This is a genomic window from Rhizobium sp. SL42 (assembly GCF_021729845.1).
GTDB lineage: Bacteria > Pseudomonadota > Alphaproteobacteria > Rhizobiales > Rhizobiaceae > Allorhizobium.
The window spans coordinates 3263475-3286824 of sequence record NZ_CP063397.1 but is presented as its reverse complement, the minus strand read 5'-3'; the positions used below and the strand labels follow the sequence as shown (position 1 = coordinate 3286824).

At 60.8% G+C, this 23350-nt stretch carries 20 protein-coding genes and 1 pseudogene; 7 read left to right on the top strand and 14 right to left on the bottom strand.

Translation table 11 applies throughout. The annotated features are described in order from the left end of the window. Positions 1 to 51: 51 nt before the first annotated feature. The 3 genes from IM739_RS15490 to greA are packed head-to-tail and all read right to left on the bottom strand — an operon-like array spanning position 52 to position 2489. Positions 52 to 849 carry a hypothetical protein gene (locus IM739_RS15490; protein ID WP_237368593.1) on the bottom strand — a complete coding sequence of 266 codons (798 nt, stop codon included), beginning with the start codon at positions 847 to 849 and terminating at the stop codon, positions 52 to 54. Positions 850 to 909: 60 nt separating this feature from the next. Continuing rightward, complete coding sequence (locus IM739_RS15485; RefSeq protein ID WP_237368592.1) at positions 910 to 1995, bottom strand: glycosyltransferase family 4 protein; 1086 nt, start codon at positions 1993 to 1995, stop codon at positions 910 to 912. A 17-nt stretch (positions 1996 to 2012) separates the two neighbouring features. After that, positions 2013 to 2489, bottom strand: a complete 477-nt coding sequence (gene greA / locus IM739_RS15480; RefSeq protein WP_237368591.1) for a transcription elongation factor GreA — start codon at positions 2487 to 2489, stop codon at positions 2013 to 2015. A 415-nt stretch (positions 2490 to 2904) separates the two neighbouring features. On the opposite strand from greA, the gene IM739_RS15475 reads away from it, so the two are divergent. Together IM739_RS15475 and IM739_RS15470 are read left to right on the top strand one after the other, a co-directional pair. Then, positions 2905 to 4134: a putative DNA modification/repair radical SAM protein gene (locus IM739_RS15475; RefSeq protein ID WP_237368590.1), complete on the top strand. Its 1230-nt coding sequence runs from the start codon at positions 2905 to 2907 to the stop codon at positions 4132 to 4134. After that, positions 4134 to 5597: a UdgX family uracil-DNA binding protein gene (locus tag IM739_RS15470; RefSeq protein WP_237368589.1), complete on the top strand. Its 1464-nt coding sequence runs from the start codon at positions 4134 to 4136 to the stop codon at positions 5595 to 5597. The genes IM739_RS15475 and IM739_RS15470 overlap by 1 nt, the downstream gene beginning before the upstream one ends. Positions 5598 to 5613: 16 nt before the next feature. On the opposite strand, the gene IM739_RS15465 is transcribed toward IM739_RS15470, so the two are convergent. The 7 genes from IM739_RS15465 to carB all read right to left on the bottom strand — a co-directional run bounded on the left by IM739_RS15465 (position 5614) and on the right by carB (position 12612). After that, complete coding sequence (locus tag IM739_RS15465) at positions 5614 to 7155, bottom strand: MFS transporter (RefSeq protein WP_237368588.1); 1542 nt, start codon at positions 7153 to 7155, stop codon at positions 5614 to 5616. A gap of 99 nt (positions 7156 to 7254) precedes the next feature. Further along, a complete protein-coding gene (locus IM739_RS15460) occupies positions 7255 to 7725 on the bottom strand; it encodes an SRPBCC family protein (RefSeq protein WP_237368587.1) in 471 nt (156 codons plus the stop codon). 1 nt (position 7726) lies between these two features. Then, positions 7727 to 8173: an SRPBCC domain-containing protein gene (locus IM739_RS15455; protein ID WP_237368586.1), complete on the bottom strand. Its 447-nt coding sequence runs from the start codon at positions 8171 to 8173 to the stop codon at positions 7727 to 7729. After that, positions 8166 to 8528 carry an ArsR/SmtB family transcription factor gene (locus IM739_RS15450; RefSeq protein WP_237371089.1) on the bottom strand — a complete coding sequence of 121 codons (363 nt, stop codon included), beginning with the start codon at positions 8526 to 8528 and terminating at the stop codon, positions 8166 to 8168. Before IM739_RS15450 ends, IM739_RS15455 begins: the two co-directional genes overlap by 8 nt. A 130-nt stretch (positions 8529 to 8658) precedes the next feature. Next, positions 8659 to 8853, bottom strand: coding sequence for a DUF2283 domain-containing protein (locus tag IM739_RS15445; protein WP_237368585.1), 195 nt, complete (start codon positions 8851 to 8853; stop codon positions 8659 to 8661). After that, positions 8850 to 9107 (bottom strand): DUF4258 domain-containing protein, encoded by a 258-nt coding sequence (locus IM739_RS15440; RefSeq protein WP_237368584.1) that lies wholly within the window; start codon positions 9105 to 9107, stop codon positions 8850 to 8852. Before IM739_RS15440 ends, IM739_RS15445 begins: the two co-directional genes overlap by 4 nt. Positions 9108 to 9117: 10 nt before the next feature. Next, entirely contained in the window at positions 9118 to 12612 is a 3495-nt protein-coding gene (carB, locus tag IM739_RS15435; protein ID WP_237368583.1) for a carbamoyl-phosphate synthase large subunit, read from the bottom strand. 259 nt (positions 12613 to 12871) lie between these two features. Here carB and IM739_RS15430 point away from each other — a divergent pair, with 259 nt between their 5' ends. After that, positions 12872 to 13618: a DUF1868 domain-containing protein gene (locus IM739_RS15430; protein ID WP_237368582.1), complete on the top strand. Its 747-nt coding sequence runs from the start codon at positions 12872 to 12874 to the stop codon at positions 13616 to 13618. A 104-nt stretch (positions 13619 to 13722) separates the two neighbouring features. Here the strand turns inward: IM739_RS15430 and IM739_RS15425 are convergent, their stop codons facing one another. Beyond that, positions 13723 to 14760 carry a zinc-dependent alcohol dehydrogenase family protein gene (locus tag IM739_RS15425; protein WP_237368581.1) on the bottom strand — a complete coding sequence of 346 codons (1038 nt, stop codon included), beginning with the start codon at positions 14758 to 14760 and terminating at the stop codon, positions 13723 to 13725. A 165-nt stretch (positions 14761 to 14925) separates the two neighbouring features. Here IM739_RS15425 and IM739_RS15420 point away from each other — a divergent pair, with 165 nt between their 5' ends. Continuing rightward, positions 14926 to 15594, top strand: a complete 669-nt coding sequence (locus IM739_RS15420) for a glutathione S-transferase family protein (protein WP_237368580.1) — start codon at positions 14926 to 14928, stop codon at positions 15592 to 15594. A 75-nt stretch (positions 15595 to 15669) separates the two neighbouring features. Further along, a complete protein-coding gene (ypfJ, locus tag IM739_RS15415) occupies positions 15670 to 16599 on the top strand; it encodes a KPN_02809 family neutral zinc metallopeptidase (RefSeq protein WP_237368579.1) in 930 nt (309 codons plus the stop codon). An 84-nt stretch (positions 16600 to 16683) separates the two neighbouring features. Here the strand turns inward: ypfJ and IM739_RS15410 are convergent, their stop codons facing one another. Continuing rightward, positions 16684 to 17163: a DUF2938 domain-containing protein gene (locus tag IM739_RS15410; RefSeq protein WP_237368578.1), complete on the bottom strand. Its 480-nt coding sequence runs from the start codon at positions 17161 to 17163 to the stop codon at positions 16684 to 16686. A 154-nt stretch (positions 17164 to 17317) separates the two neighbouring features. Then, positions 17318 to 18313, bottom strand: coding sequence for an aldo/keto reductase (locus tag IM739_RS15405; protein WP_237368577.1), 996 nt, complete (start codon positions 18311 to 18313; stop codon positions 17318 to 17320). 119 nt (positions 18314 to 18432) lie between these two features. Here IM739_RS15405 and IM739_RS15400 point away from each other — a divergent pair. Beyond that, positions 18433 to 19343 (top strand): annotated as a pseudogene (locus IM739_RS15400) (LysR family transcriptional regulator). A gap of 99 nt (positions 19344 to 19442) precedes the next feature. On the opposite strand, the gene IM739_RS15395 reads toward IM739_RS15400, so the two are convergent. Then, a complete protein-coding gene (locus tag IM739_RS15395; RefSeq protein ID WP_237368576.1) occupies positions 19443 to 21593 on the bottom strand; it encodes a TonB-dependent siderophore receptor in 2151 nt (716 codons plus the stop codon). Positions 21594 to 21940: 347 nt separating this feature from the next. Here IM739_RS15395 and IM739_RS15390 point away from each other — a divergent pair, with 347 nt between their 5' ends. Further along, entirely contained in the window at positions 21941 to 23341 is a 1401-nt protein-coding gene (locus IM739_RS15390) for an MATE family efflux transporter (RefSeq protein ID WP_237368575.1), read from the top strand. The last annotated feature ends 9 nt before the right edge of the window (positions 23342 to 23350 follow it).

Genomic DNA, 23350 nt, shown 5'->3' with positions numbered 1-23350 from the left:
CCGAAGACGTTTGGCCGGCGACAAGCCACGCGACGCCTGTCCTTCCTTTGGTTACGAGCCGTACCAGGCCTTGCGCAACCAGCTGACGTCACCAATGCGGCGATACCATTTCTGTCCGCCGCCATTCAGCGCCTCGCCCATTTTCGGATTGCCGGCAAAAACCACGATCCGAGCGTCGGCCGGAAGCGACGGTGCGCGCCAGTAGCTCGCAATATTGGCGGGAACGCAATCATTCTTGAAGCTGACGCACCAGGCGCGCGGCCAGTAGCGCAGCTTGCCGGCACGGAACATGTGATCGCTGAGGAATTGCTGCTCGTGCTCATAGTCAATGGCGGCCTGCGCCGGGTCGGCCAGATAGTCATCCAGCACGTCGGTATGGGCACCGAATTCGTAGCGGAAGACGGAGCTGTTGCCGACCATCGCGAGGAATGCGTCGCGCTTGCGATTGAGCCAACGGAAGGGCTTGGTGCGGAACAGATCATCGTCGCGAATGACGAGGAACTCGCCCGGCATGTCAAACAATGCATCGAGACCGCCGACGACGACGAGGTCAAGATCGAGGAAAAGCGTTGGCCCCGACAGGCCGGCAAGGTCTCCGGCGAATACCGACAGCTTTCTCCAGCGCGTGTCGGTTTCTCCGTCGCGCATCTTCAAGGCGGGAAGGGGGGCTGTCTCCACGTCTGCGTCCAGTCCGGAAGAGTCATCTGTGAAGCAGACGAAGCGATGCGGTCGCTTCAGGTTCCGCTGCACGCCGCGGCGGAGATTGTTTACATATTCAGGGCCGTAAAGTGTGCCCCATTTCATGCAGATCACATTCACCGGAGAGGCGGCGGAAGTTGGCAAGTTCATGGGCGTGTCTTGTCGCTCTTGATTGATGACGTTGCTTGCGGTGCATCGGTCGTGGCCAGTTCAGCCGTCCGCGCGTGAAAGCCTGTCGTAAATGCGCTGCAAGCCCCGCGCTTCACCCTCGATGGAGAAGGTGGCATGGGTTCGTTCGATTGCACGGCGACCTGCTGCGCGCCTTCGTTCTTCATCATCCATCAGGAGGCTTGCCGCATTGGCCATGCTCGTCGGGCTGATGTCTGTCAGAACCACGCCGGTCTCGTTTTCGCCAGTCGCGATCAGTTCCCGGAATGCGCCGACATCGGTCGCAATCACCGGAACTCCGGAGGCCATGGCCTCAAGAGGGGTCAGGCCGAAGCCTTCCCAGCGTTGCGGCGCGATGAACAGATCGAGGGCGCGGTACCAGTCGTTGATGTTGGTATGTTCGCCGACAAACAGAATACGGTCCTGAAGACCCGCCGCGCGGACCTTGTCCTTGAGGCCGCGCTCGAAATCCAAATGCTTGGCAGTCGCTCGGCCAGCGATCACCGCGATCCAGTCCGGCCGGGTCGGCAAAAGTTCGATCATGGCGTCGACGAAAAGGTCGGTGCCCTTCTGATGGCGTACCCGTCCGAAGCAGCCGACATGCTTGTGCTGAGGCGCAAGGCCAAGGCTCTGCTTGGCGGCTAGCTTGTCGGCCGCGGGCCGAAAGCGTTGCTCGTCAATGCCATGCATGACGACGGTGTTGGGGACCGTGAGGTAGCTCGACGTCTTGGCGCTTGTCGCCACCACGGCATCCATGCGCGAGATCAGAAACTTGGTCCAGCGGGAATGCTTCCGCTGCGAGGCGGAGGTGAAGACGAGCTTCAGCGGCATCCGGAAGAGATCCCTGAGCACGAGGCCGGGCAACATCTCGATGTTGCGGCGGGCATGCCAGACGCGGACTTTACCGCCTTTAGGCCTCCGCCAGAGCTTCCAAAGATCGGAGAAGCGGATATGCGGAAGGTGCTGCGGCAAACCAGGGCCGATCACCGCAACGCGGTGATCGAGCCTGTTTTGAACCGGTACCAGCTGGATGATCGTCGAGGTGACGCCCGAAAGACGCTGCTTGAAGTTTGGCGCAATCACGCGGATCTCGGATGGATCCACGTAGGTTGTCGGTTCGGATGCCACATGCCTCTCCTGGGTGCTCAGCCCCACTGAACGGCGAGAATTTCGTAAGCCTTGGAGCCGCCAGGCGCCACCACCTCGATATTGTCGCCAACTTCCTTGCCGATCAGCGCACGGGCAATCGGCGAAGAGATGGAAATGCGGCCAGCCTTAACGTCGGCTTCCTGGTCGCCGACGATCTGGTAGGTCTTTTCTTCTTCCGTGTCTTCGTCGACCAACTTGACGGTGGCGCCGAACTTAATCTTCGAACCAGACATCTTCGACAGGTCGATGACCTCGGCGCGGGCAATCAGGTCTTCCAGTTCGCCGACCCGACCTTCATTGTGGCTCTGGGCTTCCTTGGCCGCGTGGTATTCCGCGTTTTCGGAGAGGTCGCCATGGGCGCGCGCTTCCGCGATTGCCTCGATGATGCGGGGACGCTCTTCCTGCTGGCGCCAGCGAAGCTCTTCGTTCAGCTTGACGAAGCCGCTTTGCGTCATCGGTACTTTATCTACCATTACCTCTTCCTTTGGTCTTTTTAACCGCGAACGCGGGCACAAAAGAAAACAGGTTCCGAAGCAAAGCTACGGAACCGTGTCACAAATCAAATTTGAGCCAACTATAGCAGATTGCCTGACGCAATTTCCAGACATTTCGACAGGTGGGGTCCGTGGGGTGTGTTTCCTGCTCATGATCTCAAATTAAGTTCATGATAAGAAAGCATATATTTAATCCGTCCAGAATCCGAAGCGCTGATTTCGGCATCATCGAAACTGTCACTGATTGGGTTGAGCGGGCGTTAGGGCCTCAATTTCAGGCGGTGAAAATTGGCGCCTGTCGATGTGTGGGATCTGCGATGTTGCGCCACCCGCGAATGGTTCGATCCTTGTTGCTTGTTGACGAGTCCGGCAAGAACATATAGTGAACATTCTTATGAAGAAATCTCTTAAAGAGCGTCTCGCGATTTTGTCGGATGCGGCGAAATATGATGCTTCATGCGCTTCCAGCGGCACGACGCGCCGCGATTCTTCGTTAAGCGGTGGGCTGGGATCATCCGAAGGTTCGGGTATCTGCCACGCCTATGCGCCCGACGGACGCTGCATTTCGCTGCTGAAGATCCTGCTGACCAACTTCTGCATCTATGACTGCGCCTACTGCATCAACAGGTCATCGAGCAATGTCGAAAGGGCGCGTTTCACGCCGGACGAAGTCGTCTGGCTGACCATCGAATTCTATCGTCGCAACTATATCGAAGGACTGTTTCTGTCGTCCGGCATCATCCGGTCTTCGGACGACACGATGAGCGAAATGGTGCAGATTGCCCGCGACCTGCGCATCAAGCATGGCTTTCGCGGTTACATTCATCTCAAGACGATCCCGGAGGCTTCGGCGCGACTGGTCGAGGAGGCCGGGCTCTATGCCGACCGCCTGTCGATCAATGTCGAACTGCCGACGGATCAAGGCATGCAACACTACGCGCCGGAAAAGCGCCCGGCCGGGATCCGTCGCTCGATGGGCGATCTGCGTTTGAAGATCGAGGCCGCGGGCGAGGCGACACATACGGGCCGGCGCAAACGGTTCGTGCCTGCCGGCCAGAGCACGCAGATGATCGTGGGCGCCGACGGGGCAAATGACGCAACAATCCTCGGTTCAAGCGCCAGGCTCTACAGCAGCTATTCGCTCAAGCGGGTCTACTATTCGGCTTTCAGCCCCATTCCGGACAGTTCGCGTAACCTTCCGCTGATCAAGCCGCCACTCGTGCGTGAACATCGCCTGTATCAGGCTGACTGGCTTTATCGGTTTTATGGCTTCTCTGTTGATGAGATCACGTCGGCGCGGGCCGATGGCATGCTCGACCTGGAACTTGATCCGAAACTCGCCTGGGCGCTCGCCAATCGCCAGGACTTCCCGGTCGACGTCAATACGGCCGATCGGGAGAGCCTGTTGCGCGTGCCGGGTTTCGGCACCAAAACCGTGAAAGCGCTGCTGGCGGCCCGCCGGCATCGCACGGTAAGGCTCGAGGATCTGGCGCGCCTTGGCGTCGTGCTCAAGAAAGTCCGGCCATTCATTGTCGCCGAAGGCTGGTCGCCACATAGAAGCCTGGAGCGTTCCGACCTGCGTGCGGTCTTCGCTCCGGAGCCAGAACAGCTGTCGTTGCTATAATGCCGGTTATCACCTTGGAGGGACGCGGCAGGCTGGACGAATGGCGTGATGCCGCGCGGTCTCTTCTAAGTGCTCGGGTGCATCCTGACGATGTGCGGTGGATCATTTCCGGAGGGGCAGACGATCTGTTCGGCGGTGACGGCGCGGCTGTCAACTACCGCCAGAATGGCGACCAGACGCAAGCCTTCAGTGTACCGCGAGCGTTTGTCGAAGCAGCGGATGCTGCGCTTTGTCATTGTGCACCCGACCGGTTCGCCTTGCTTTACCGGATTCTGTGGCGGCTGCAGGCCGATCGTTCCCTGCTGGGCGATGCGGCTGATCGCGACGTCCTACAACTGAGAGCGTTGATCAAGAACGTTCGCCGCGATGCACACAAGATGACGGCTTTCGTTCGGTTTCGAGAGGCTCCCGACCGGCGGGTGGAGGGACGCCGGTGTTTTGTCGCATGGTTCGAGCCGGAGCACTTCATCGTAGCGCGAACAGCACCATTCTTTCAGAGGCGGTTCACTGACATGGATTGGGTTATCGCGACGCCCAAGGGATCTGCGATCTGGGACGGCCAAAGCCTCTCCATATCGGCGGAGCCTGCGGAAAGGCCACAGGCCGAGGACGCGACGGATGACCTGTGGCGGACCTATTTCGCCAATATCTTCAATCCGGCACGGTTGAAGGTCAAAGCGATGCAGGCTGAGATGCCGAAGAAATACTGGAAGAACATGCCGGAGGCAGATCTCATTCCCGGCCTGATTGCCAATGCGGAGCAAAGGGTGGCGGAGATGGCAGCGCGCAATGCCAGCCAGCCACCGGCCTTTCATGAAAGACTGCAAGCGGCATGGCAGGAGAGGGCGGAGGATGAGGATGGCCAGCCTCAAGATGCGCTTGCCGGCCTGAAGCGGGACGCTGCGACGTGCGATCGCTGCCCGCTGCATTGCCATGCCACGCAGACCGTGTTCGGCGAGGGGCCGATCGGTGCTGCCTTGATGTTCGTCGGTGAGCAGCCCGGCGATCAAGAGGATCTGGCTGGCCGCGTGTTTGTCGGGCCGGCCGGCAAGGTGTTCGACCATGCCCTTGCGTCAGCCGGGATCACGCGTGAACAGACTTATGTGACCAATGCGGTCAAGCATTTCAAATACGAGATGCGCGGCAAGCGCCGTATCCATCAGCGACCAAATGTCGGAGAAATCGAGCACTGCCGCTGGTGGCTGGCCGGTGAGCTTGAAATCGTCAAGCCGAAGATTGTCGTCGCGATGGGCGGTAGCGCCTATTTCGCCCTGACGGGTGAACGCCAGGCGCTTGAGGACGTTCGTGGTCATCCGCTTGCGCTGGCCAACGACCAGATCCTGTTCGTCACGGTGCATCCCTCCTATCTGCTGCGGATCCCGGAGGAGCCGCGCCGGCAGCAAGAGATCGCGCGTTTCCACGCCGACATGCTGGCGATACGAAAGGTGCTGCATGCATGCTGAGCCGTCGCGTTTTCGATCAGTGTGCCTGAAGGGCCTTCTCGTCGAGGTGAGCCGTGTCATAGACACGCTTGGCGATCACGGCGAGCAGCAGGAGCGTCACGGCTGCCACTGCGCAACAGATGGCAAAGCCGAGGGCGTAGCTGGCCCGGGCGTCGACAAGCCATTCGGGGGCAGGGCCACCGAGCGCCTTTGCTATCTCGACCGTGCTGGCGAGCGATGACGAGACCGCAAGGGCGGTCTGGCCGTCAAGGGCGGACAGATCAGCGTTGGACATGGCCACGCGGTAGACGAATGTTCCGAGGCTACCCAGTACCGCAATGCCCAAGGCGCCGCCAAACTCGGCACTTGTTTCAGAAATGGCGGAGGCAGAACCGGCGCGTTCGGGCGGTGCCGTGCCGACGATCAGACCCGTGGTGGTCAGGATGACCGGCACGAACCCGAGGCCGATGATCATGCTAGAGAAAAGCACGCCGACAAGGCTTGATTGATACGCCGCGATCGCCATGCAGGCACAGCCGAAGGCGTTGACCATGAGGCCGAGCAAGACGGTGCGGATCGATCCCAGGCGGTTGGTGACGCGCCAGGCCTGGAAGGACATGATCGTGAAGACCAGCGATGAAGGGATCGACCAAAGAGCGGCCTCCAGCGGCGTCAGCCCAATGACCAGCTGCAGAAAGAGGTTCTGGAAGAGAAAGATACCCAAGATGAAGAAGACCCCGGACAGGTTGACCAGGAGAGAGGCCGTAAAAGCCGGGATCTTGAACAAGGCCAGGTCAATCAGCGGGTGGGCGAGGGTTTTCTGCCTGCGGACGAAAAGAAAGCCGACCAGTATGCCGACTGCAATCGGCGCCAGCTGGTGCAGGTGAAAACCATCGGCCGCCATTTTCTTGAAACCGTAGATGATCGGCAGCACAGTCAAAAGCGACAGGCCAACGCTAAAAAGGTCGATGCCGGACGCCTGCTCGTCGCGATATTCTGGCAACAGGAAGGGCGCGGTGGCGAGCAGCAGCGCCATGATCGGTACATTGATCAGGAATACAGAACCCCAGTGGAAATATTCCAGAAGCACGCCGCCGATCAGCGGGCCGACAAGGCCGCCAAGCGCAAAGGCGGTGCCCCAGATGCTGATGGCGCGGTTGCGCTCGCTCTCGTCGCGAAACAGGTTGACGACGAGCGATAGCGTCGAGGGCGCGATGGTTGCACCGGCAATGCCGAGAAGGGCGCGGGCGACGATCAGCATGTCGGCCGTCGTGGCGAAGGCGGCAAAGGCCGAGGCGACGGCAAAGAAGAAGGCACCGATGAGCAGCACCTTGCGGCGACCGATCCGGTCGCCGAGCGTGCCCATCGTGACGAGAAAGCCGGCGACCATGAAGCCGTAGATGTCGTTGATCCAGAGGAGTTGGGTTGCCGATGGATCGAGATCGGCGACGATGGCCGGCATGGCGAGAAACAGGACCGAGAGGTCCATGGAATAGATCAGGCAGGCGATGGATAGGATCAGAAGGCCGATCCATTCGCGGCGCGTCGCACGTTCAGCGATCCGGTTTGGCACTTCCATGTCGTCTCCCCCAAAGGCTGGCGGAGATTTCCGCGATTTCTCAGAATTGGCAAGCGTCAAATCCGAACGTTCGGCAAAACGGCATGGCGCAGGCGTCGTTCAGACCCGTTTCTGTTGGTCGCCTGCATAGGCATCCAGGCGGGCCAGGGTTTGCCTTCCGCCTTCCACGGCACCGAACTTGATCGTCGCGTCGCGTGCTTCGGGGCTCGGGAAGATCAGCGTGATGGTGACGCGGGTGCGGTCGCCTTCCGGCTGCAGGGTGATGACGCCGTCGAAATGGGCCGGTTCGCCCATATCGCCGCCATGCTGATAGGCGATGCGGGTCGGGGGCGTGATGTCCTGGTAGCGGATCCAGTTCGGCCAGTCCTTGCCATCCGGGCCATGCATCGTATAGCGCCAGAGACCGCCGACGGCGAAGTCCATCTCGTGGGTCTCGTTGCGAAACCCGTCCGGGCCCCACCACTGGTCGATATGGCCGGGTTCGGTGAACATCGTGAAGACGAAATCGATCGGCGCGCCGACGAGGCGGTCGACCTCTATGATGCGCGCGGGGTCCAGTTGGAGGGGCATGTCATAGCGCTCCGGCGTGCTGGTCGAGCACCTGTTCCAGGCGGTCGAAATTCTGTTCGTTGGCGGCGGTGATGAATTTTTCGAGCTCGCGATTTTCCTCCGTCGGCTCGAACAGCATGCGCCAATGGAGCCGCGTGCCGTCGCTTTCCGGCGAAAAGGTCATTTCCATCGTATAAACGTGCATCGGCTCGTGATGCAGGAAGGCGATACTGCGGGTCGGGACGATCTCCTCAAAGGTCGAATGGTTGTCGAAGTCCGTGCCGTTGGAGGCCGTCATGGTGATGCGCCAGCTGCCACCTTCGCGGAAGTCGAATTCGTCGATCCTGTTGGTGAAGCCGTGAGGTCCCCACCATTGCTTGAGTTTCTGCGGATCGGCGAAGGCGTCGAACAAGGTTTGCGGATCGACCGCGAACAGGCGGTCGTTGAGGATTTCCATCTTGTCAGTCATCTCGTTCCTCCATGTCACTTGCCCCCTTGTCTCTTGCTTCGGACTGGAGCCTTACAAGGTAGTCCTCCAGGCGGTCGAGGCGATGTTCCCAAAGTTTGCGATAATCTCCGAGCCAACCGTCGACAGCCCTCAAAGGTTCCGGCTCAAGCCGGCAGGGGCGCCATTGGGCGGTGCGGCCGCGCGAGATCAGCCGGGCACGTTCCAGCACCTTCAGATGCTTGGAGACGGCCGGCAGGCTCATGTCGAAGGGAGCCGCCAGCTCGTTGACCGTCGCTTCTCCCTTTGACAGGCGAGCCAGGATCGCCCGGCGCGTGGGGTCCGCCAGGGCGAAGAGTGTTTCTGAGAGCGGGTCCAGCGACATTGATTATCCGATTGGTTAATTAACCGATTGGATAAATACAATGATCAACGAGGGAAGTCAACGACTCGTCGCGTGGCAGCCACGGAGATCTCAAAGGCGTGAGCAGGGAGGCGGGCAGTGTTGCTCAGGCGGCGTCTTCAAGCGCCGCCGCCGGCAGGTTGGCGCGGGCATTCAGGACTTCGAGCCCGACGATGCGGCCGTCGCGATCATAGTCGAGCATGATGCCTTCCGAAACCTCTTCGGTCTCGAGCACAGGCTCGCTGGAGAAGCGGATATAGGCAGCATCGGCTGCTGCATCGTATTCGAGCTTCGGCTTCATTGCGGAATCCTCGCCTTCCGGTCCAGGAACGCCGTTATGATACGGATTTCAGTGTCTGTTTCCAAGCAGATTACCCGCAAAATCCTGCCGCCGCATTCGGGGATGCGACGATAGCGTCTTTCCGTCGGCGGACCGGACGGATCCAGTTCGCGCCAATCGGGCTCATGGACGGTCCGCTCGACCCACGTCCTATCGATTTGCCGCTCCACGATCACCGTCTGCGAATGGGCGGTGAAATGGAGCGGCTTCGACATGGGTGTCCGCTCAGAAGTAGCTCTGCAGCGGACGGACTTCGAGCTGGCCTTGCTTCAGGGCCCTGATGGCTTCGGCAGCGGCGAGCGCGCCGGCCATCGTCGTGTAGTAGGGCACCTTCTGCATCAGGGCGGCGCGGCGCAGCGACTTCGAATCGGAGATCGCCTTGTTTCCGTCGGTCGTGTTGATGACGAGCTGGACCTGGCGGTTGCGGATGGCGTCCTCGATATGCGGACGGCCCTCGAGCACCTTGTTGATCTTGATCGCCGGGATGTCGTTTTCAGCGAGGAAACGCTGGGTGCCGCCGGTCGCCATGACCTTGAAGCCGATCTGGGTGAGGATCATGATGGCGGGGAGAACGCGGACCTTGTCCTCATCACGGACGGAGACGAAGACGGTGCCGTCGCGCGGCAGTTCGACACTGGCGCCGAGCTGGCTCTTGGCAAACGCCAGCGCAAAGTCGGTGTCGAGGCCGATGACTTCGCCGGTCGAGCGCATTTCGGGCCCAAGCAGCGTGTCGACGCCGGGGAAACGGGCGAAGGGGAAGACGGCTTCCTTGACGGCGATGTGCTTGAGGTTGCGCGGCTCCGGCTTTTCACCATAGGCGGCGATGGCGGCGTCGAGCTTTTCGCCGGTCATGATACGGGCGGCGATCTTGGCGATCGGCGCGCCGATGGTCTTGGCGACGAAGGGCACCGTGCGCGAGGCGCGCGGGTTGACTTCGAGCACGTAGATCACGTCGTCCTTGATGGCGTACTGGACGTTCATCAGGCCGCCGACATTGAGCGCCTTGGCCATGGCCGCCGTCTGGCGTTCCAGTTCGTCGAGTGTTGCCTTGGAGAGCGATCGGGAGGGCAGCGAGCAGGCACTGTCACCCGAATGGATGCCAGCTTCCTCGATATGCTCCATGATGCCGGAGACGAAGACGTTTTCGCCGTCGCAAAGCGCGTCGACATCGACTTCGATGGCATTGGTCAGGTAGCTGTCGAACAGAAGCGGGTTCTTGCCAAGCAGGGTGTTGATCTGGCCGGTCTTGTCGTTCGGATAGCGCTGCTTGATGTCTTCCGGCACCAGGCCCGGAACGGTGTCGAGCAAGTAGGACTGCAGCATGCTCTCATTGTGGATGATCTGCATGGCGCGGCCGCCGAGCACGTAGGATGGGCGAACGACCAGCGGGAAGCCGATTTCGGTTGCGACCAGGCGGGCCTGCTCGACCGAATAGGCAATGCCGTTGTTCGGCTGGGTGAGATCGAGCTTCATCAGGAGCTTCTGGAAGCGGTCGCGGTCTTCGGCCAGATCGATCATGTCGGGTGCTGTGCCGAGGATCGGGATGCCGTTCTTTTCCAGCGCTTCTGCAAGCTTCAGCGGGGTCTGGCCGCCGAACTGGACGATGACGCCGACGACTTCGCCCTTTTCCTGCTCGGCACGGAGGATCTCGATCACGTCTTCGGCCGTCAGCGGCTCGAAATAGAGGCGGTCGGAGGTGTCGTAGTCGGTCGACACGGTCTCCGGGTTGCAGTTGATCATGATCGCTTCAAAACCTGCATCCTTCAGAGCGAAGGCCGCGTGGCAGCAGCAGTAGTCGAACTCGATGCCCTGGCCGATGCGGTTCGGACCGCCGCCAAGGATGACGACCTTCTTGCGGTCGGAAACCTGGGCTTCCGAGCGCAGTTCACCGACGAAAGGTGTCTCGTAGCTGGAATACATATAGGCGGTCGGCGAGGCGAATTCGGCAGCGCAGGTGTCGATGCGCTTGAAGACCGGGCGGACGTTCAGGCTGTTGCGCAGTTCCGCCACTTCCTTCGGGCGCTTGCCAGACAGCGAGGCGAGACGGGCGTCGGAGAAGCCCATCGACTTCAGCGTACGCAGGTTTTCGGCGTCTGCCGGCAGGCCGTGTTCACGGATGCGGGCTTCCATGTCGATGATCGCCTTGAACTGGGCGATGAACCAGGGGTCGATCTTGGAGCCGTCATGCACCTCCTTTTCGGTCATGCCGAAACGCAGGGCCTGGGCGACCATGCGCAGGCGGTCCGGGGTCGGCGTGCCGATGGCGGCGCGGATGGCGTTCTTGTCGTCGCCGCTGGTGCCGTTGCCTTCGACGCCGGGGATCTCGATCTCGTCGAGACCGGTCAGGCCGGTTTCGAGGCCGCGCAGGGCCTTTTGCAGCGATTCGGCAAAGGTGCGGCCGATGGCCATGACTTCACCGACCGACTTCATGGCGGTGGTCAGGACCGGCGAGGCGCCGGGAAACTTTTCGAAGGCGAAACGCGGGATCTTGGTGACGACGTAATCGATCGACGGTTCGAACGATGCCGGGGTCGCGCCGCCGGTGATGTCGTTGTCGAGTTCGTCCAGCGTGTAACCGACGGCGAGCTTGGCGGCGACCTTGGCGATCGGGAAACCGGTGGCCTTGGATGCCAGTGCCGAGGAGCGCGAGACGCGCGGGTTCATTTCGATAACGACCAGGCGGCCATCGGCCGGATTTACGGCGAACTGCACGTTCGAGCCGCCGGTCTCGACGCCGATCTCGCGCAGAACCGCAATCGAGGCGTTGCGCATGATCTGGTATTCCTTGTCCGTCAAGGTCAAGGCCGGTGCAACGGTGATCGAGTCACCGGTGTGTACGCCCATCGGATCGATGTTTTCGATCGAGCAGATGATGATGCAGTTGTCCGCCTTGTCGCGGACGACTTCCATTTCATATTCCTTCCAGCCGAGAACCGATTCCTCGATCAGGACTTCGGTCGTCGGGGAGGCGTCGAGACCGGAATTGATGATCTCGTAGAATTCCGAGCGGTTGTAGGCAATGCCGCCGCCGGTGCCGCCCATGGTGAAGGAGGGGCGGATGATGGCCGGCAGGCCGACGACGTCGAGCGCCTGGGCGGCGATCGCCATGGCGTGGCTCATGTAGCGCTGCTTGCGGTCGGTCTCGCCGAGGTTCCACTGGTTTTCCAGCTCGTCGAGCGCCTTGTCGAGTTCTGCGCCGGACAGCTTCGTCTTCAGTTCGGCGCGGGCAGCCTCGTGGGTCTTGCGGTCGGCATCCTTGATCTCTGTGGCATTGGCCAGCATCGACTTCGGCGTTTCCAAGCCAATGCGGGTCATGGCTTCGCGGAACAGGGCGCGGTCTTCGGCCATGTCGATCGCTGCGGGCTTGGCGCCGATCATCTCGACATTGTAGCGGTCGAGCACGCCCATCCTCTTCAGGGACAGTGCTGTGTTGAGCGCCGTCTGGCCGCCCATGGTCGGCAGAAGTGCGTCGGGGCGTTCCTTGGCGATGATCTTGGCGACGACCTCAGGCGTGATCGGCTCGACGTAAGTCGCGTCGGCGAGGCCCGGATCGGTCATGATGGTGGCCGGGTTGGAATTGACCAGAATGACCCGGTAACCCTCTTCCTTCAGCGCCTTCACGGCTTGAGTGCCGGAATAGTCGAATTCGCATGCCTGGCCAATGACAATCGGCCCCGCGCCGATGATGAGGATGGACTTGATATCTTGGCGCTTGGGCATGGCTCTATCCGTTCTGTGACCTGCGCGAAAAACCGGCCAAGGTGATCAGGTCACCGGCCGGGCGCAGATAGATGGTCTTTTCAGGCTAGAAGCGGCTTATAGGGAAAGTTTTTGTCGAGCGGAACCCCATAAATGAAGGCTTTGCAGGAAAGTTGGGGAGGGCGGTTTTTGTCTGCCGATTGGCCTATTGTCGATGCTCTGTCACACAGGTTTCGCGGGCCGAAGCTAGGAGAGGCTTCTTTCCTGACAGGACGCCGAAATGCCGATCGAAAATCTTCTGCCGTACCTCCATTCCTTTTCACAATTTCATACACCCGGCCCGATCCCTCATCTTGGTACACGCTACAATACGGCTGGCCGCTTTCTGCCCGAGCCCGGCAATACGGTGGTGTGCCATCTTCCCGTCGGTTCCGAAACCGAAGCCGCGATTCTTGCCGCCCGCGACCGCTATCTCGGCATGCCGGAAGCAAGGCAATTGGCGTTTACGCCGCCATCGAGCCTGCACATGACGCTTTTCCAGGGCATCATCGAACATCGCCGCTGCCTGCCGTTCTGGCCGGCCGATGTGCCATTACATACGCCGATCGAGGACATGACCGCGATCTTCCTCGATCGTCTGGTCGGATTCGAGCCATGCAACCCCTTCGAGGTCGAGGTGACCAAGGCAACGCCGATCGGATTGACGCTGGAGGGAGTGACGGGTGAAGACAGGCTCGCGTTGAAAGCGTGGCGCAATCGTCTCGCCGACCTGCTTGGCTATCGCCATCCGGATCACGAGACCTACGCGTTTCATATCACCTTTGCCTATCTGATGGAGCGGTTCGACGATCAGGCAATCCTGCGCTGGCAACCTTTCCTTGAGGACATCGTTCTTGAGATCGCCGATCAGGTCCCGGTCCTCGAATTCAATCCGCCGGCTTTCTGCAGTTTCGAGGACATGAACCATTTCGAGGAACTGCTTGTGTTTGCTCCGCATTCACTCGCAGATCCGATTGACGGCCGCTAACATCTGGCTGCGACGCTGCGTAGCGCAGCATCATCGCCGAGGGGCAGGTTGAAGCCCTCATGCGTGCCGCCGGTCAGTTGGGGCATGCTAGCTGTTGCCGCTCGTTATGATCCCGCGCCAAGACCCGGCACGACCATGACCTTGACCTCACCGGGCGCCGGTGGATGCGTGACGACCAAGGCGGCTTCTTCGAGGGAGACCTTCCGCGAGATCAGTCTGTCGATCTCGATCGAGCCTGTTGCGACCAGATCGGCGGCGCGGCGATGGACGAAGGGGTTGATGAAGGACCCGAGGACGCGCAACTCGCGAAACAGGATGTCGAAGGGCTCGATCTCGACCTTTGCCCCCTGCGGCATCACGCCGAGAATAACGACCGTGCCACCTGCCTTGGCCAATCTGAATGATTGTTGCACGGTCTGTGCCACGCCGGCGCATTCGATCACAACGTCGACACCGCCGGGGACCAGGCCCTGCGATCCGGCAATCTGATCAATGATATCGCCCGCCGTCGGGTCTACGCTCGCGGTGGCGCCGAGATCCTCGGCGAGCGCGCGACGCGACGCCTGACGGGTGGAAAGGATCACCGTGGTCGCACCGGCCAGTTTTGCCAGTTGCACTGTCAACAGGCCGATCACGCCGCCGCCGAGTACGACGACGGAAGCGCCGGCCTTGATACCGGCGATATCGATGCCGTGCAGGCAGCAGGCGAGCGGTTCGCAGAAGGCGCCGTGCAGCGGGTCGAGGCCGGGCGGCAGGAGGAACGCCTGCCTTTGTGGAACCAGAACGTAGTCGGCGAAGCCGCCATCACGGTGGATGCCGATGGCCTTCAGATTGCGGCAGAGATTGACGCGACCGGCAGTGCATTGCGGGCAGCGGCCGCAAGCGATGTTGGGATCGCCGGTGATGCGGTCGCCGATGGCGTAGCCGGTGACGGCGGTGCCCATGGCTTCGACGATGCCGCTGAACTCGTGTCCAAGGGTGACGGGCGGGGTCGAGGGAAATTCGCCATGGAAGAGATGCCGATCCGTGCCGCAGATGCCGCAGGCCTCAACCCTTACCAAAAGGTCGTCCGGTCCGGGGTTCGGCCTGTCGATCTCGCGGACGAACAATTGGCCGACGGCCTCCAGTCGCATGGCTTTCATAGGTCACTCCTCCCAAAGTGATGCAGTCTGTTCTGGGCGATAGTGGCATGGCCATGCGCGGCGAGCCAGCCGGCATCGCGCCGTTTGGCACCGCGCCGAATTTTGCTCGACCTTGCCGCAACCGGCGCTAGATAGTCAGCAGATCTGCGAAACCGGAAACCATTGATGATCACCGTTCACTATCTCGACAATTCCCGCGCGCATCGCATTCTCTGGCTGCTGGAGGAACTGGGCATCGCGTATGAGGTCAAGACCTACAAGCGCACGTCGGATTACCGCGCGCCGGCAAGCCTCAAGGCCATTCATCCGCTGGGCAAATCGCCGGTGATTGAAGATGAGGGCAGGGTAATCGCCGAGAGCGGTGCTATCATGGAATATCTGATCGAGACTTACGGCGGCGATACTTTCCGACCAGCGGCAGGAACCGATGAGCGGCTGCGGTATCGCTACTGGATGCATTACGCCGAAGGATCGGCAATGCCGTTGCTCGTGATGAAGCTGATATTTTCCCGTATCCCGCGGCAGGTGCCATTCCTGATCAGGCCGGTGGCGAAGATGATCTCGGATGGCGTAAGCCGCAAGCTGATCGAACCGCAGTTTGCCGACCATCTGTCCCTGTGGAAATCGGAGCTGGCGCGTGATGGCTGGTTTGCCGGCGCCGCGTTTTCGGCTGCCGATATCGCCATGAGCTTTCCGGTGGAAGGGGCCATGTCGGCGATCGCGCAGGATCAGGATACCGCCGTGCTGAGACGGTGGATGGAGGCGATCCGGGCTCGACCGGCTTATCAGCGCGCCCTGACGCGCGGCGGTGAATATCGCTACGCGAAAAGCTAAACCGCAATGGCGTGATGGAACGCTTTATCCTAATGTGACGTTGAATAGGCGAATTGAAGCCTCGGAGGGGACAGCATGGAATGGAAGGGCCGACGCCAATCGGACAATATCGAGGATCGCCGCGGCAATTCCTCCGGCGGCGGCGGATTGGGGCGTAACCCCTTCGGCCGCTCCGGGATCCAGATCCCCATGGGCGGCAGGCGCGGTGGCGGCCTGAGCTTCGGCATGATCATCTTCCTGGTTGTTGTCTACTTCATCCTCAAGGCCATGGGCATCGACATGCTGCAGGTTCTGGGCGAGGGCAACATGTCCGGCTCCGGCTCGGGCTATGAACAACAGGTCGGTGAGGCGCCGTCGGGGCCTGCCAACGATGAAATGACCGCCTTTGTGCGCACGGTGCTCGCGGAGACCGAGACGACCTGGGACGGTATCTTCAAGGCGTCTGGCGAGACCTATCAGAAGCCGACAATGGTATTGTTCGACGGTGGAACGAGTTCGCCATGCGGCCAGGCGTCGTCGGCAACCGGGCCGTTCTATTGCCCAGGCGATAGAAAGGTCTATCTCGACACCGCATTTTTCCGTCAGCTCGAGCAGCAGTTCGATGCGGCGGGCGATTTTGCCCAAGCCTATGTTATCGCGCATGAGGTCGGCCATCATGTGCAAAATCTCACCGGCGTTCTGCCGGAGTTCAACCGTCAGCGTCAGGCGATGGGCGAACGCGAAGCCAACCAGATGTCGGTGCTTGTCGAGTTGCAGGCGGATTGTTATGCCGGGATCTGGGCGAAGAGCGCCGACAAGGAAGGAATCCTGTCGACCGGTGACTTGGAGGAGGCCCTGAACGCCGCCCAGCAGATCGGCGACGACACGCTACAGAAGCGCAGCCAGGGCTATGTCGTGCCCGATGCCTTTAATCACGGCACATCGGCTCAGCGGATGAAGTGGTTCAAGCGAGGCTACGATAGCGGCAGCGTCGGGTCCTGCGATACATTCTCAGGCAATATCTGAGGTTTTTGTCAGCGACGATCGGCGTTCAGGTTTCCTTCGGGACCTGAGCGCCGATTTACGTTGATGACCCTGCGATGTGCAGGATCAGAAGGCCAAAATGGCCGTTCCCCACAGGCCGATGGCAAAAACTGTGTGCGCCACCAGATTGAGGCTGCGAACTTTCGCCGGGTTCGGTGTCTTGGAGGCCGCCCAGCCTATACCCAGGCCGGGCTGCAATAGAAACCAGCCGGCGCCGACCGTCACGATACCAAGGATCCAGGCGGGCAGGAAGGTCGGATCTGCAAACCAGTCCGGCCCCACCAGCACCGCCAGCAATATGCCGTAGAGAATGCCGACGGCGTAGTGGCTGATCCAGCCCAGTGCCAGTTCGTGCTTGTAGGGTTCGGCATTGGCAATGCTGTCATGGAAGACCGTGCCGTTTTTCAGATGCCAGAACCAGCGGCCGACCGGCGCCCAATTGGCTTTTGGTTGGCCAAATACGCGCGACAGGACAATCGCCCAGATGTCCATCAATGCCGTTGCGCCCGCACCGATGATGACACCGCGCCAGATCAATTCAAACATGAGATGCCGTTCTTGATGGAGGAAACACGCCGCACATTAAACGCAGCCTCCGGGGAAACGGAAGAGGGCATCGGATATTCCCCAAGGAATGGTGTGCCGATCGCGGCCGGCTCCGGTCTTTACCGGTTCCGGCCGCAAGGTTTTTCCACGATGGTTACTTCTCGCTGTCGAGATGCGCCATTTGCGCTTCGGCATAGCGGCTTCCGGCGGCAGAGCCTTTCGGAACAGCCGCTTCGATTTCGGCAAGGTCCGCGGTCGTGAGCGTGAAGGCCGCAGTGCCGAGCGCTTCCGCAAGCCGGTCGCGGCGGCGTGCGCCGATCAGCGGCATGATGTCGTCGCCCTGTGCCATGACCCAGGCAATGGCGGCCTGGGCCGTTGTCATGCCCTTTACTGCGGCGACCTTGCCCAGGGCTTCGGCCAGCGCCAGATTGCGGGCTTCGTTGTCACCCTGGAAACGGGGTCCGTGGGAGCGAAAGTCTCCGGCGACATTGCCCTGCGATGGTTGCCAATGGCCGGAAATCAGGCCGCGCGACAGGACGCCATAGGCGGTGATGGCAATTCCCAGTTCGCGGCAGACCGGCAGAATCCTGTCTTCCAGGGTGCGCGAGACAAGTGAATATTCGATCTGCAGGTCGGCGATCGGATGGATCGCTGCCGCGCGCCGGATGGTCTCCGCGCCGACTTCGGACAGGCCGATGTGGCGCACATAACCGGCCTTGATCATGTCGGCCACGGCACCGATCGTCTCTTCGATCGGCACATTCGGATCGAGGCGCGCCGGCCGATAGATGTCGATATAGTCGGTGCCAAGACGCTGGAGCGTGTAGGAGAGGGCGTTTTTCACTGCTGATGGCCGGCCGTCGAAGCCGATCCAGTTGCCACCCGGATCACGCTGGGCGCCGAATTTCACGCTGAGCAACGCCCTGTCGCGCTTGCCGCCTTTCAACGCCTCGCCGAGCAGCATCTCGTTGTGGCCCATGCCGTAGAAATCGCCGGTGTCGAGCAGCGTCACCCCGGCTTCAAGCGCCGCGTCAATCGTCGCCAGGCTCTCGGTGCGATCCGATGGACCGTACATGCCGGACATGCCCATACATCCCAAGCCAAAGCGCGAAGCTTCGGGGCCTGTCTTGCCAAGTTTCATCATCTGCATTGTCATTCTCCCGTCTTCGCCAGCCGCAGCGGCGCGGCTGGTGTTGGGATGCTTCTATCTCGATGCTCTTTGTGCGATAATCCGTTTGTTAATGTACAGGTTGTTTGGATATCAGAACAATGAGTGAGCTGCCCCTGGCCGAACTTGATGCCTTCGCGGCCATTGCGAGGCTGCGAAGCTTTCGATCGGCGGGCAAGCAGCGCGGCGTGTCGGCGTCGTCGCTGAGCGAAGCGATGCGGCGCCTTGAGGCCCGGCTGGGCGTCCGGCTTCTCAATCGCACGACGCGTAGCGTGACGCTGACCGATGCCGGACAGCGGTTGCTTGATCGGCTGGCTCCGACATTAGGCGAAATCGAGGCTGCACTCGACGGGTTGAACAGCGTGCGGGAGCGGCCGGCGGGGCGGTTGCGCTTGAACGTACAGGCATCGTGGCGCGCTGCGTGCTGCCGGACATCATCAGCCGGTTTCTGAAGCTTTACCCGGAGATCATCCTTGAAGTGACAAGCAATGACGCGCTGGTCGATGTGCTGGCGCAGGGATTTGATGCCGGCATCCGGTACGAGGAATCACTGCAGCAGGACATGATCGCGATTCCCATCGGACCACGCCGACAGCGGTATGTGGGGGCCGCATCGCCGGCCTATATCGCGCTTCACGGCGCGCCGCAGCACCCTCGCGAGCTTGTCGATCACCCCGCCATCCTGCACCGCTTTTCCAGTGGACGTATGCAGGCCTGGGCCTTCGAGCGGGGCGAAGAGATCGTGTCCGTCACTCCGGTGGCACGGATGATCGCCGATTCCATCGACATGGAGATAGCCGCGGCCAAAGCCGGGCTGGGCATGATTTTCACGTTCGAGGATTTCCTGCGGGAAGCCCTTGCATCGGGTGAGCTTGTGCAGATCCTGCCGGAATGGGAAGAAGCGTTTTCCGGACCTTTCCTCTACTACCACAGCCGCAAATACATGCCGGCGCCGCTTCGCGCCTTCGTCGATTTTGTTCGCGCCGAGGGTCGAGGGGCCGAGCAGGCCTGACTTTGTTCCCGCCGCTGGCTGGAAAGCGGTTGTGCTGCAAGGATCGGTTGGTCCGATCCTTGCAGCTTTGAAATCGAAGACGGCCGTTGGTCGGAGCTCTCACCAAGTATATTTGAGCGTGCCGACAATCTTGCGGCGGTCCCCGTAATATTCCGTGCCGTAGTAGGACGATGAGACGTATTTCTTGTCGAACAGGTTTGTCGCGTTCACCGACAGGGTCACGTCCTTGGTGACCTTGTAAGAGGCCATGGCATCGAACAGGGCATAACCGCCGACCGAAACGGTGTTGGCGTCGTCGCCGTAGGACGGTCCGACATAACGTACGCCGCCGCCGACGGTCAGGTCGCCGCGATCGCCCTCTCCGAGGAACGTATAGTCAAGCCAGGCCGAGGCAAGGTGGCGAGGGACGCGTTGCGGCCTGTTGCCGATATTGCCGCTCGTCGAGCCAGCCTCGAGGATCTCCGCGTCCCAGTAGGAATAGGCCAGAGTAAGGTTGAGGTTGTCCGCAATGGCAGCCTTGCCCTCAAGCTCGAGGCCACGGACGCCAACCTTGCCGATCTGCCTCTGGACCGTGGGGCTCACATTGCTCGGCACGTTGGTCTGGGTGAGGTCGAAGAGGGCCGCCGTGAACAGCGCATCGAAGCCTTCCGGCTTGTACTTGACGCCCACTTCATATTGCTCGCCCTTTTGAGGCTTGAGTGTGCCTTCAACCGCATAACCGTTGCCGGTCGGCGTCACGAGTGGCTGGAAGCTCTCCGAATAGTTGGCATAGGCGGCAAAATCCGGTGTGAACTTGTAGCTCAGGCCCGCCCGCTTGGTGAAGGCGGAAGCCGTATCGTCGTCCTGTAGTCCCGTGTTGAAATAGTCCGCGACCGTGTTCACGTGATCCCAGCGTCCACCGAGCGTGACGATCCAGCGGTCGTCGAAGGTCAACTGTTCCTGAGCGTAGATGCCGAGCGCTTTCTGCCTGACCTTCCAGTCCACCCAAGGGTCGGATCCGGGGTCAATGCATGAGAGACCGCAATAGACCGGGTTGTTGATGTCGATGCCGTCGGCTGTGCCGTAGAAGATCTCTTCGTCGGTGTTGTCGTCGGTGTAGTCGATGCCGAGCAATGTCTTGCTATCGATCCCGTTCCAGCTGGTGTCATATTGTAGCTGGTTGTCGAAGGCGTATCGGTTCGACATGCCGTCGACCGAGAACGCCGTGCGGTCGGCTGTCGGGTCGGTCGACGCGCCGTAGACCTCTGCATAGTCGAGGCTCAGATGCGTATAGCGCGCATTCGAGCGGAAGGTGAGGCTGTCGTTGAATTCGTGCTCGAACTGGTAGCCGAAATCGAACTGCTCGGTGTTGAAGCGGTTGAATTCAGGCTCGCCGAGGAATGTATCGATGTCGATATCGGCACCGGTCGGAAAACCGCGCGCACCTGTTCCATCCCGTTTGTAGTAGTCTGTCAGGATGGTCAGCGACGTGCCCTCCTGCGGCTTGATGGTCAGGGCTGGCGCGACATAGATGCGGTCGTCCTTGGAATAATCCCATCCGAGGTCGCCGTCTTTCAGAAGCGTTGTCAGGCGATAACTCCAGACGCCATCGGCGTCGAGCGGTCCGCCGAAGTCTGCGCCGACTTCCTTCGTGCCGTCGCCAAGGGAGGTGTAGACCTCGCCGTGCTTTTCGTCCTGTGGGCGCTTGGTGATCGCGTTGACCAAGCCGCCCGGGCCATTGAGGCCGAAGAGTGTCGATGTCGATCCTTTCAGCACCTCGACGCGTTGAAGCCCGTAGGGCTCGAGACGGCTGGCAGTGAACCATGCGGGGATGCGTGCGGCCAGCCCGTCGCGATAGGTGCCGAGCGTCGTCTGATCGAAGCCGCGGATACGGATGTAGTCGTAGCGGTCATCGCTGCCGAATTCGTCGGTGAAGACGCTCGACGTGTAGGCGACTGCCTGCTGCAGGCTGTCGACATGGCGGCGCTCCAGTTCCTTCTGCGTGATCACCGAGACCGAGGCCGGAACGTCGATCACAGGGGTATCGGTCTTTGTGCCGGTTGCGGAGTTCTTGCCGACGATCGTTGTGTCCGGACCGACCGGACGATCAGATTTTCCATCGACAACGATCGTTTGCAGTTGGGTCGCATCATCCGCGACGCTGTCCTGTGCCCGCGCCATGCCCCCAGTTGCCAGCGAAACCGTCGCAATGGCACTGCTCGCAATCAATTGCCTTGCGAACATCCGCAACCCGACCTGTCTACCCACCATGTTTTCAATCCTTGTCTGACCATGTCCCCGACGAGGCCGGTCTCCCGCCCCGGCACCGTTGGCGCGAAACTAGTCAAACAAGACAAAATGAGTCAAGTTAAATATCACGCGTTCGTGATTTCCTCGATATGGCTGGTGATTGAGGGTGCGGGCACTTGAAGCGCGCGATGGCATGCCTTTGCGCAACCGTTGGTGCTGGCCAGGCATCAATCAGATTGATGATCCGACCAATAATACTTCTTGATCGGTATTTAGGCTTGCGGTCTAAAATTTCATCAACTAGTCAAGGCGAAGCGCCGCTTGCCAGCCAAAACTGGAAGCGGCTTTTTTCGTCTTGGATATATGTCATGCAACAATTCGTCCGATCCCTTGCCGCACAGGATGCCGGCGGCAGCTGGAAGTCGCATTTCCGTGCGACATTCGCGCTGGGGATTCCGCTGATCGGGTCGCAGCTGGCACAGTTGGCCATTCACACGACCGATGTGGTGATCGTCGGACAGCTCGGCGCCCAGGCGCTGGCGGCGATGGTGCTTGCCGGGCAGTTCTTCTTTACAATCTTCGTTTTCGGCTCCGGTTTTTCGATCGCCGTCGTGCCGATGGTTGCGCAGGCCTATGGCCGCGGCGACGTCGTGTCCGTGCGCCGTTCCATCCGCATGGGCATGTGGGTGTCGATCCTCTACACGCTGCTGACGGCGCCGCTGTTTTACAATGCGGAAGCCATCCTGCTGGCGCTCGGCCAGAAGCCCGAAGTGGCGACGCTGGCAGCCAACTATGTGCAGATCATCCAGCTTGGCCTTTTGCCGGCGCTGTTGTTTGCGGTCCTGCGCGCCCTGGTGAGTGCGACAGGCAGGGCAGGGATCATTCTGTATGTCACTCTGGTGATGCTGGTGATGAACGCAATCCTTGCCTATGCGCTCGTGCTTGGCCATTTCGGGCTGCCGGCCCTCGGCATGACGGGTGCTGCAATCGTTGCGGTGATCGTGCATGTGTCGAGCTTCGTGTTCATGGTGCTCTATATCCAGACCCGGCCCGAAACGCGCGCCTATGAGCTGTTCGTCCGCTTCTGGCGGCCCGACTGGCATGCCTTCCGCGAGGTCGTGATGCTCGGCGTACCGATCAGTGTCACCGTTCTTGCCGAAGTCAGCCTTTTCACCGCGGCATCGCTGCTGATGGGTCGCATCGGCACGATCGAGCTGGCGGCCCACGGCATTGCCCTGCAGCTTGCGTCTATCGCATTCATGATCCCGCTTGGTCTGTCGCAGGCTGCAACCGTGCGCGTCGGACTGGCGCATGGACGCGGGAACTATCCGGAACTCATGCGGGCCGCTGTCGCGGTCATGGCGCTTGCCAGCGTCATCTCGCTTGCCGGCGGCATCCTGTTCATGGCGATCCCGCATCTGCTTGGCAGCGCGTTCATCAACAAGAATACCGCCGATGCTGCCGCAGTTCTGAGCTACGCTGGACCGCTGATCGCGATCGCGGGGATCTTCCAGCTTGTCGACGGCGTGCAGGCGGTTGCCAGCGGTCTGCTGCGAGGGCTCAAAGATGCGCGTGTGCCGATGATCCTGGCACTGATTTCCTACTGGCCGATCGGCTTCCTGCTGGCCTGGGTCCTGGCATTCCCGCTTGGTCTCGGTGGCATCGGCATCTGGATCGGCTTTCTGGTCGGTCTGACGAGTTCGTCCGTGCTGTTGTGCGCGCGGTTTCTGCACCGGGTCCGTCATGACATGAAAACGGCCCGGATCTGATCCGGGCCG

Excerpts from the sequence above, each read along its gene's own strand:
- IM739_RS15490 (WP_237368593.1), bottom strand. The coding sequence starts at position 849 with ATGAACTTGCCAACTTCCGCCGCCTCTCCGGTGAATGTGATCTGCATG.
- ypfJ (WP_237368579.1), top strand. The coding sequence starts at position 15,670 with ATGGAATGGAAGGGCCGACGCCAATCGGACAATATCGAGGATCGCCGC.
- IM739_RS15455 (WP_237368586.1), bottom strand. The coding sequence starts at position 8,173 with ATGACTGACAAGATGGAAATCCTCAACGACCGCCTGTTCGCGGTCGAT.
- IM739_RS15405 (WP_237368577.1), bottom strand. The coding sequence starts at position 18,313 with ATGCAGATGATGAAACTTGGCAAGACAGGCCCCGAAGCTTCGCGCTTT.
- IM739_RS15390 (WP_237368575.1), top strand. The coding sequence starts at position 21,941 with ATGCAACAATTCGTCCGATCCCTTGCCGCACAGGATGCCGGCGGCAGC.
- IM739_RS15410 (WP_237368578.1), bottom strand. The coding sequence starts at position 17,163 with ATGTTTGAATTGATCTGGCGCGGTGTCATCATCGGTGCGGGCGCAACG.
- IM739_RS15460 (WP_237368587.1), bottom strand. The coding sequence starts at position 7,725 with ATGCCCCTCCAACTGGACCCCGCGCGCATCATAGAGGTCGACCGCCTC.
- IM739_RS15470 (WP_237368589.1), top strand. The coding sequence starts at position 4,134 with ATGCCGGTTATCACCTTGGAGGGACGCGGCAGGCTGGACGAATGGCGT.
- IM739_RS15395 (WP_237368576.1), bottom strand. The coding sequence starts at position 21,593 with ATGGTGGGTAGACAGGTCGGGTTGCGGATGTTCGCAAGGCAATTGATT.
- carB (WP_237368583.1), bottom strand. The coding sequence starts at position 12,612 with ATGCCCAAGCGCCAAGATATCAAGTCCATCCTCATCATCGGCGCGGGG.
- IM739_RS15440 (WP_237368584.1), bottom strand. The coding sequence starts at position 9,107 with ATGTCGAAGCCGCTCCATTTCACCGCCCATTCGCAGACGGTGATCGTG.
- greA (WP_237368591.1), bottom strand. The coding sequence starts at position 2,489 with ATGGTAGATAAAGTACCGATGACGCAAAGCGGCTTCGTCAAGCTGAAC.
- IM739_RS15425 (WP_237368581.1), bottom strand. The coding sequence starts at position 14,760 with ATGAAAGCCATGCGACTGGAGGCCGTCGGCCAATTGTTCGTCCGCGAG.
- IM739_RS15430 (WP_237368582.1), top strand. The coding sequence starts at position 12,872 with ATGCCGATCGAAAATCTTCTGCCGTACCTCCATTCCTTTTCACAATTT.
- IM739_RS15465 (WP_237368588.1), bottom strand. The coding sequence starts at position 7,155 with ATGGAAGTGCCAAACCGGATCGCTGAACGTGCGACGCGCCGCGAATGG.
- IM739_RS15475 (WP_237368590.1), top strand. The coding sequence starts at position 2,905 with ATGAAGAAATCTCTTAAAGAGCGTCTCGCGATTTTGTCGGATGCGGCG.
- IM739_RS15420 (WP_237368580.1), top strand. The coding sequence starts at position 14,926 with ATGATCACCGTTCACTATCTCGACAATTCCCGCGCGCATCGCATTCTC.
- IM739_RS15445 (WP_237368585.1), bottom strand. The coding sequence starts at position 8,853 with ATGAAGCCGAAGCTCGAATACGATGCAGCAGCCGATGCTGCCTATATC.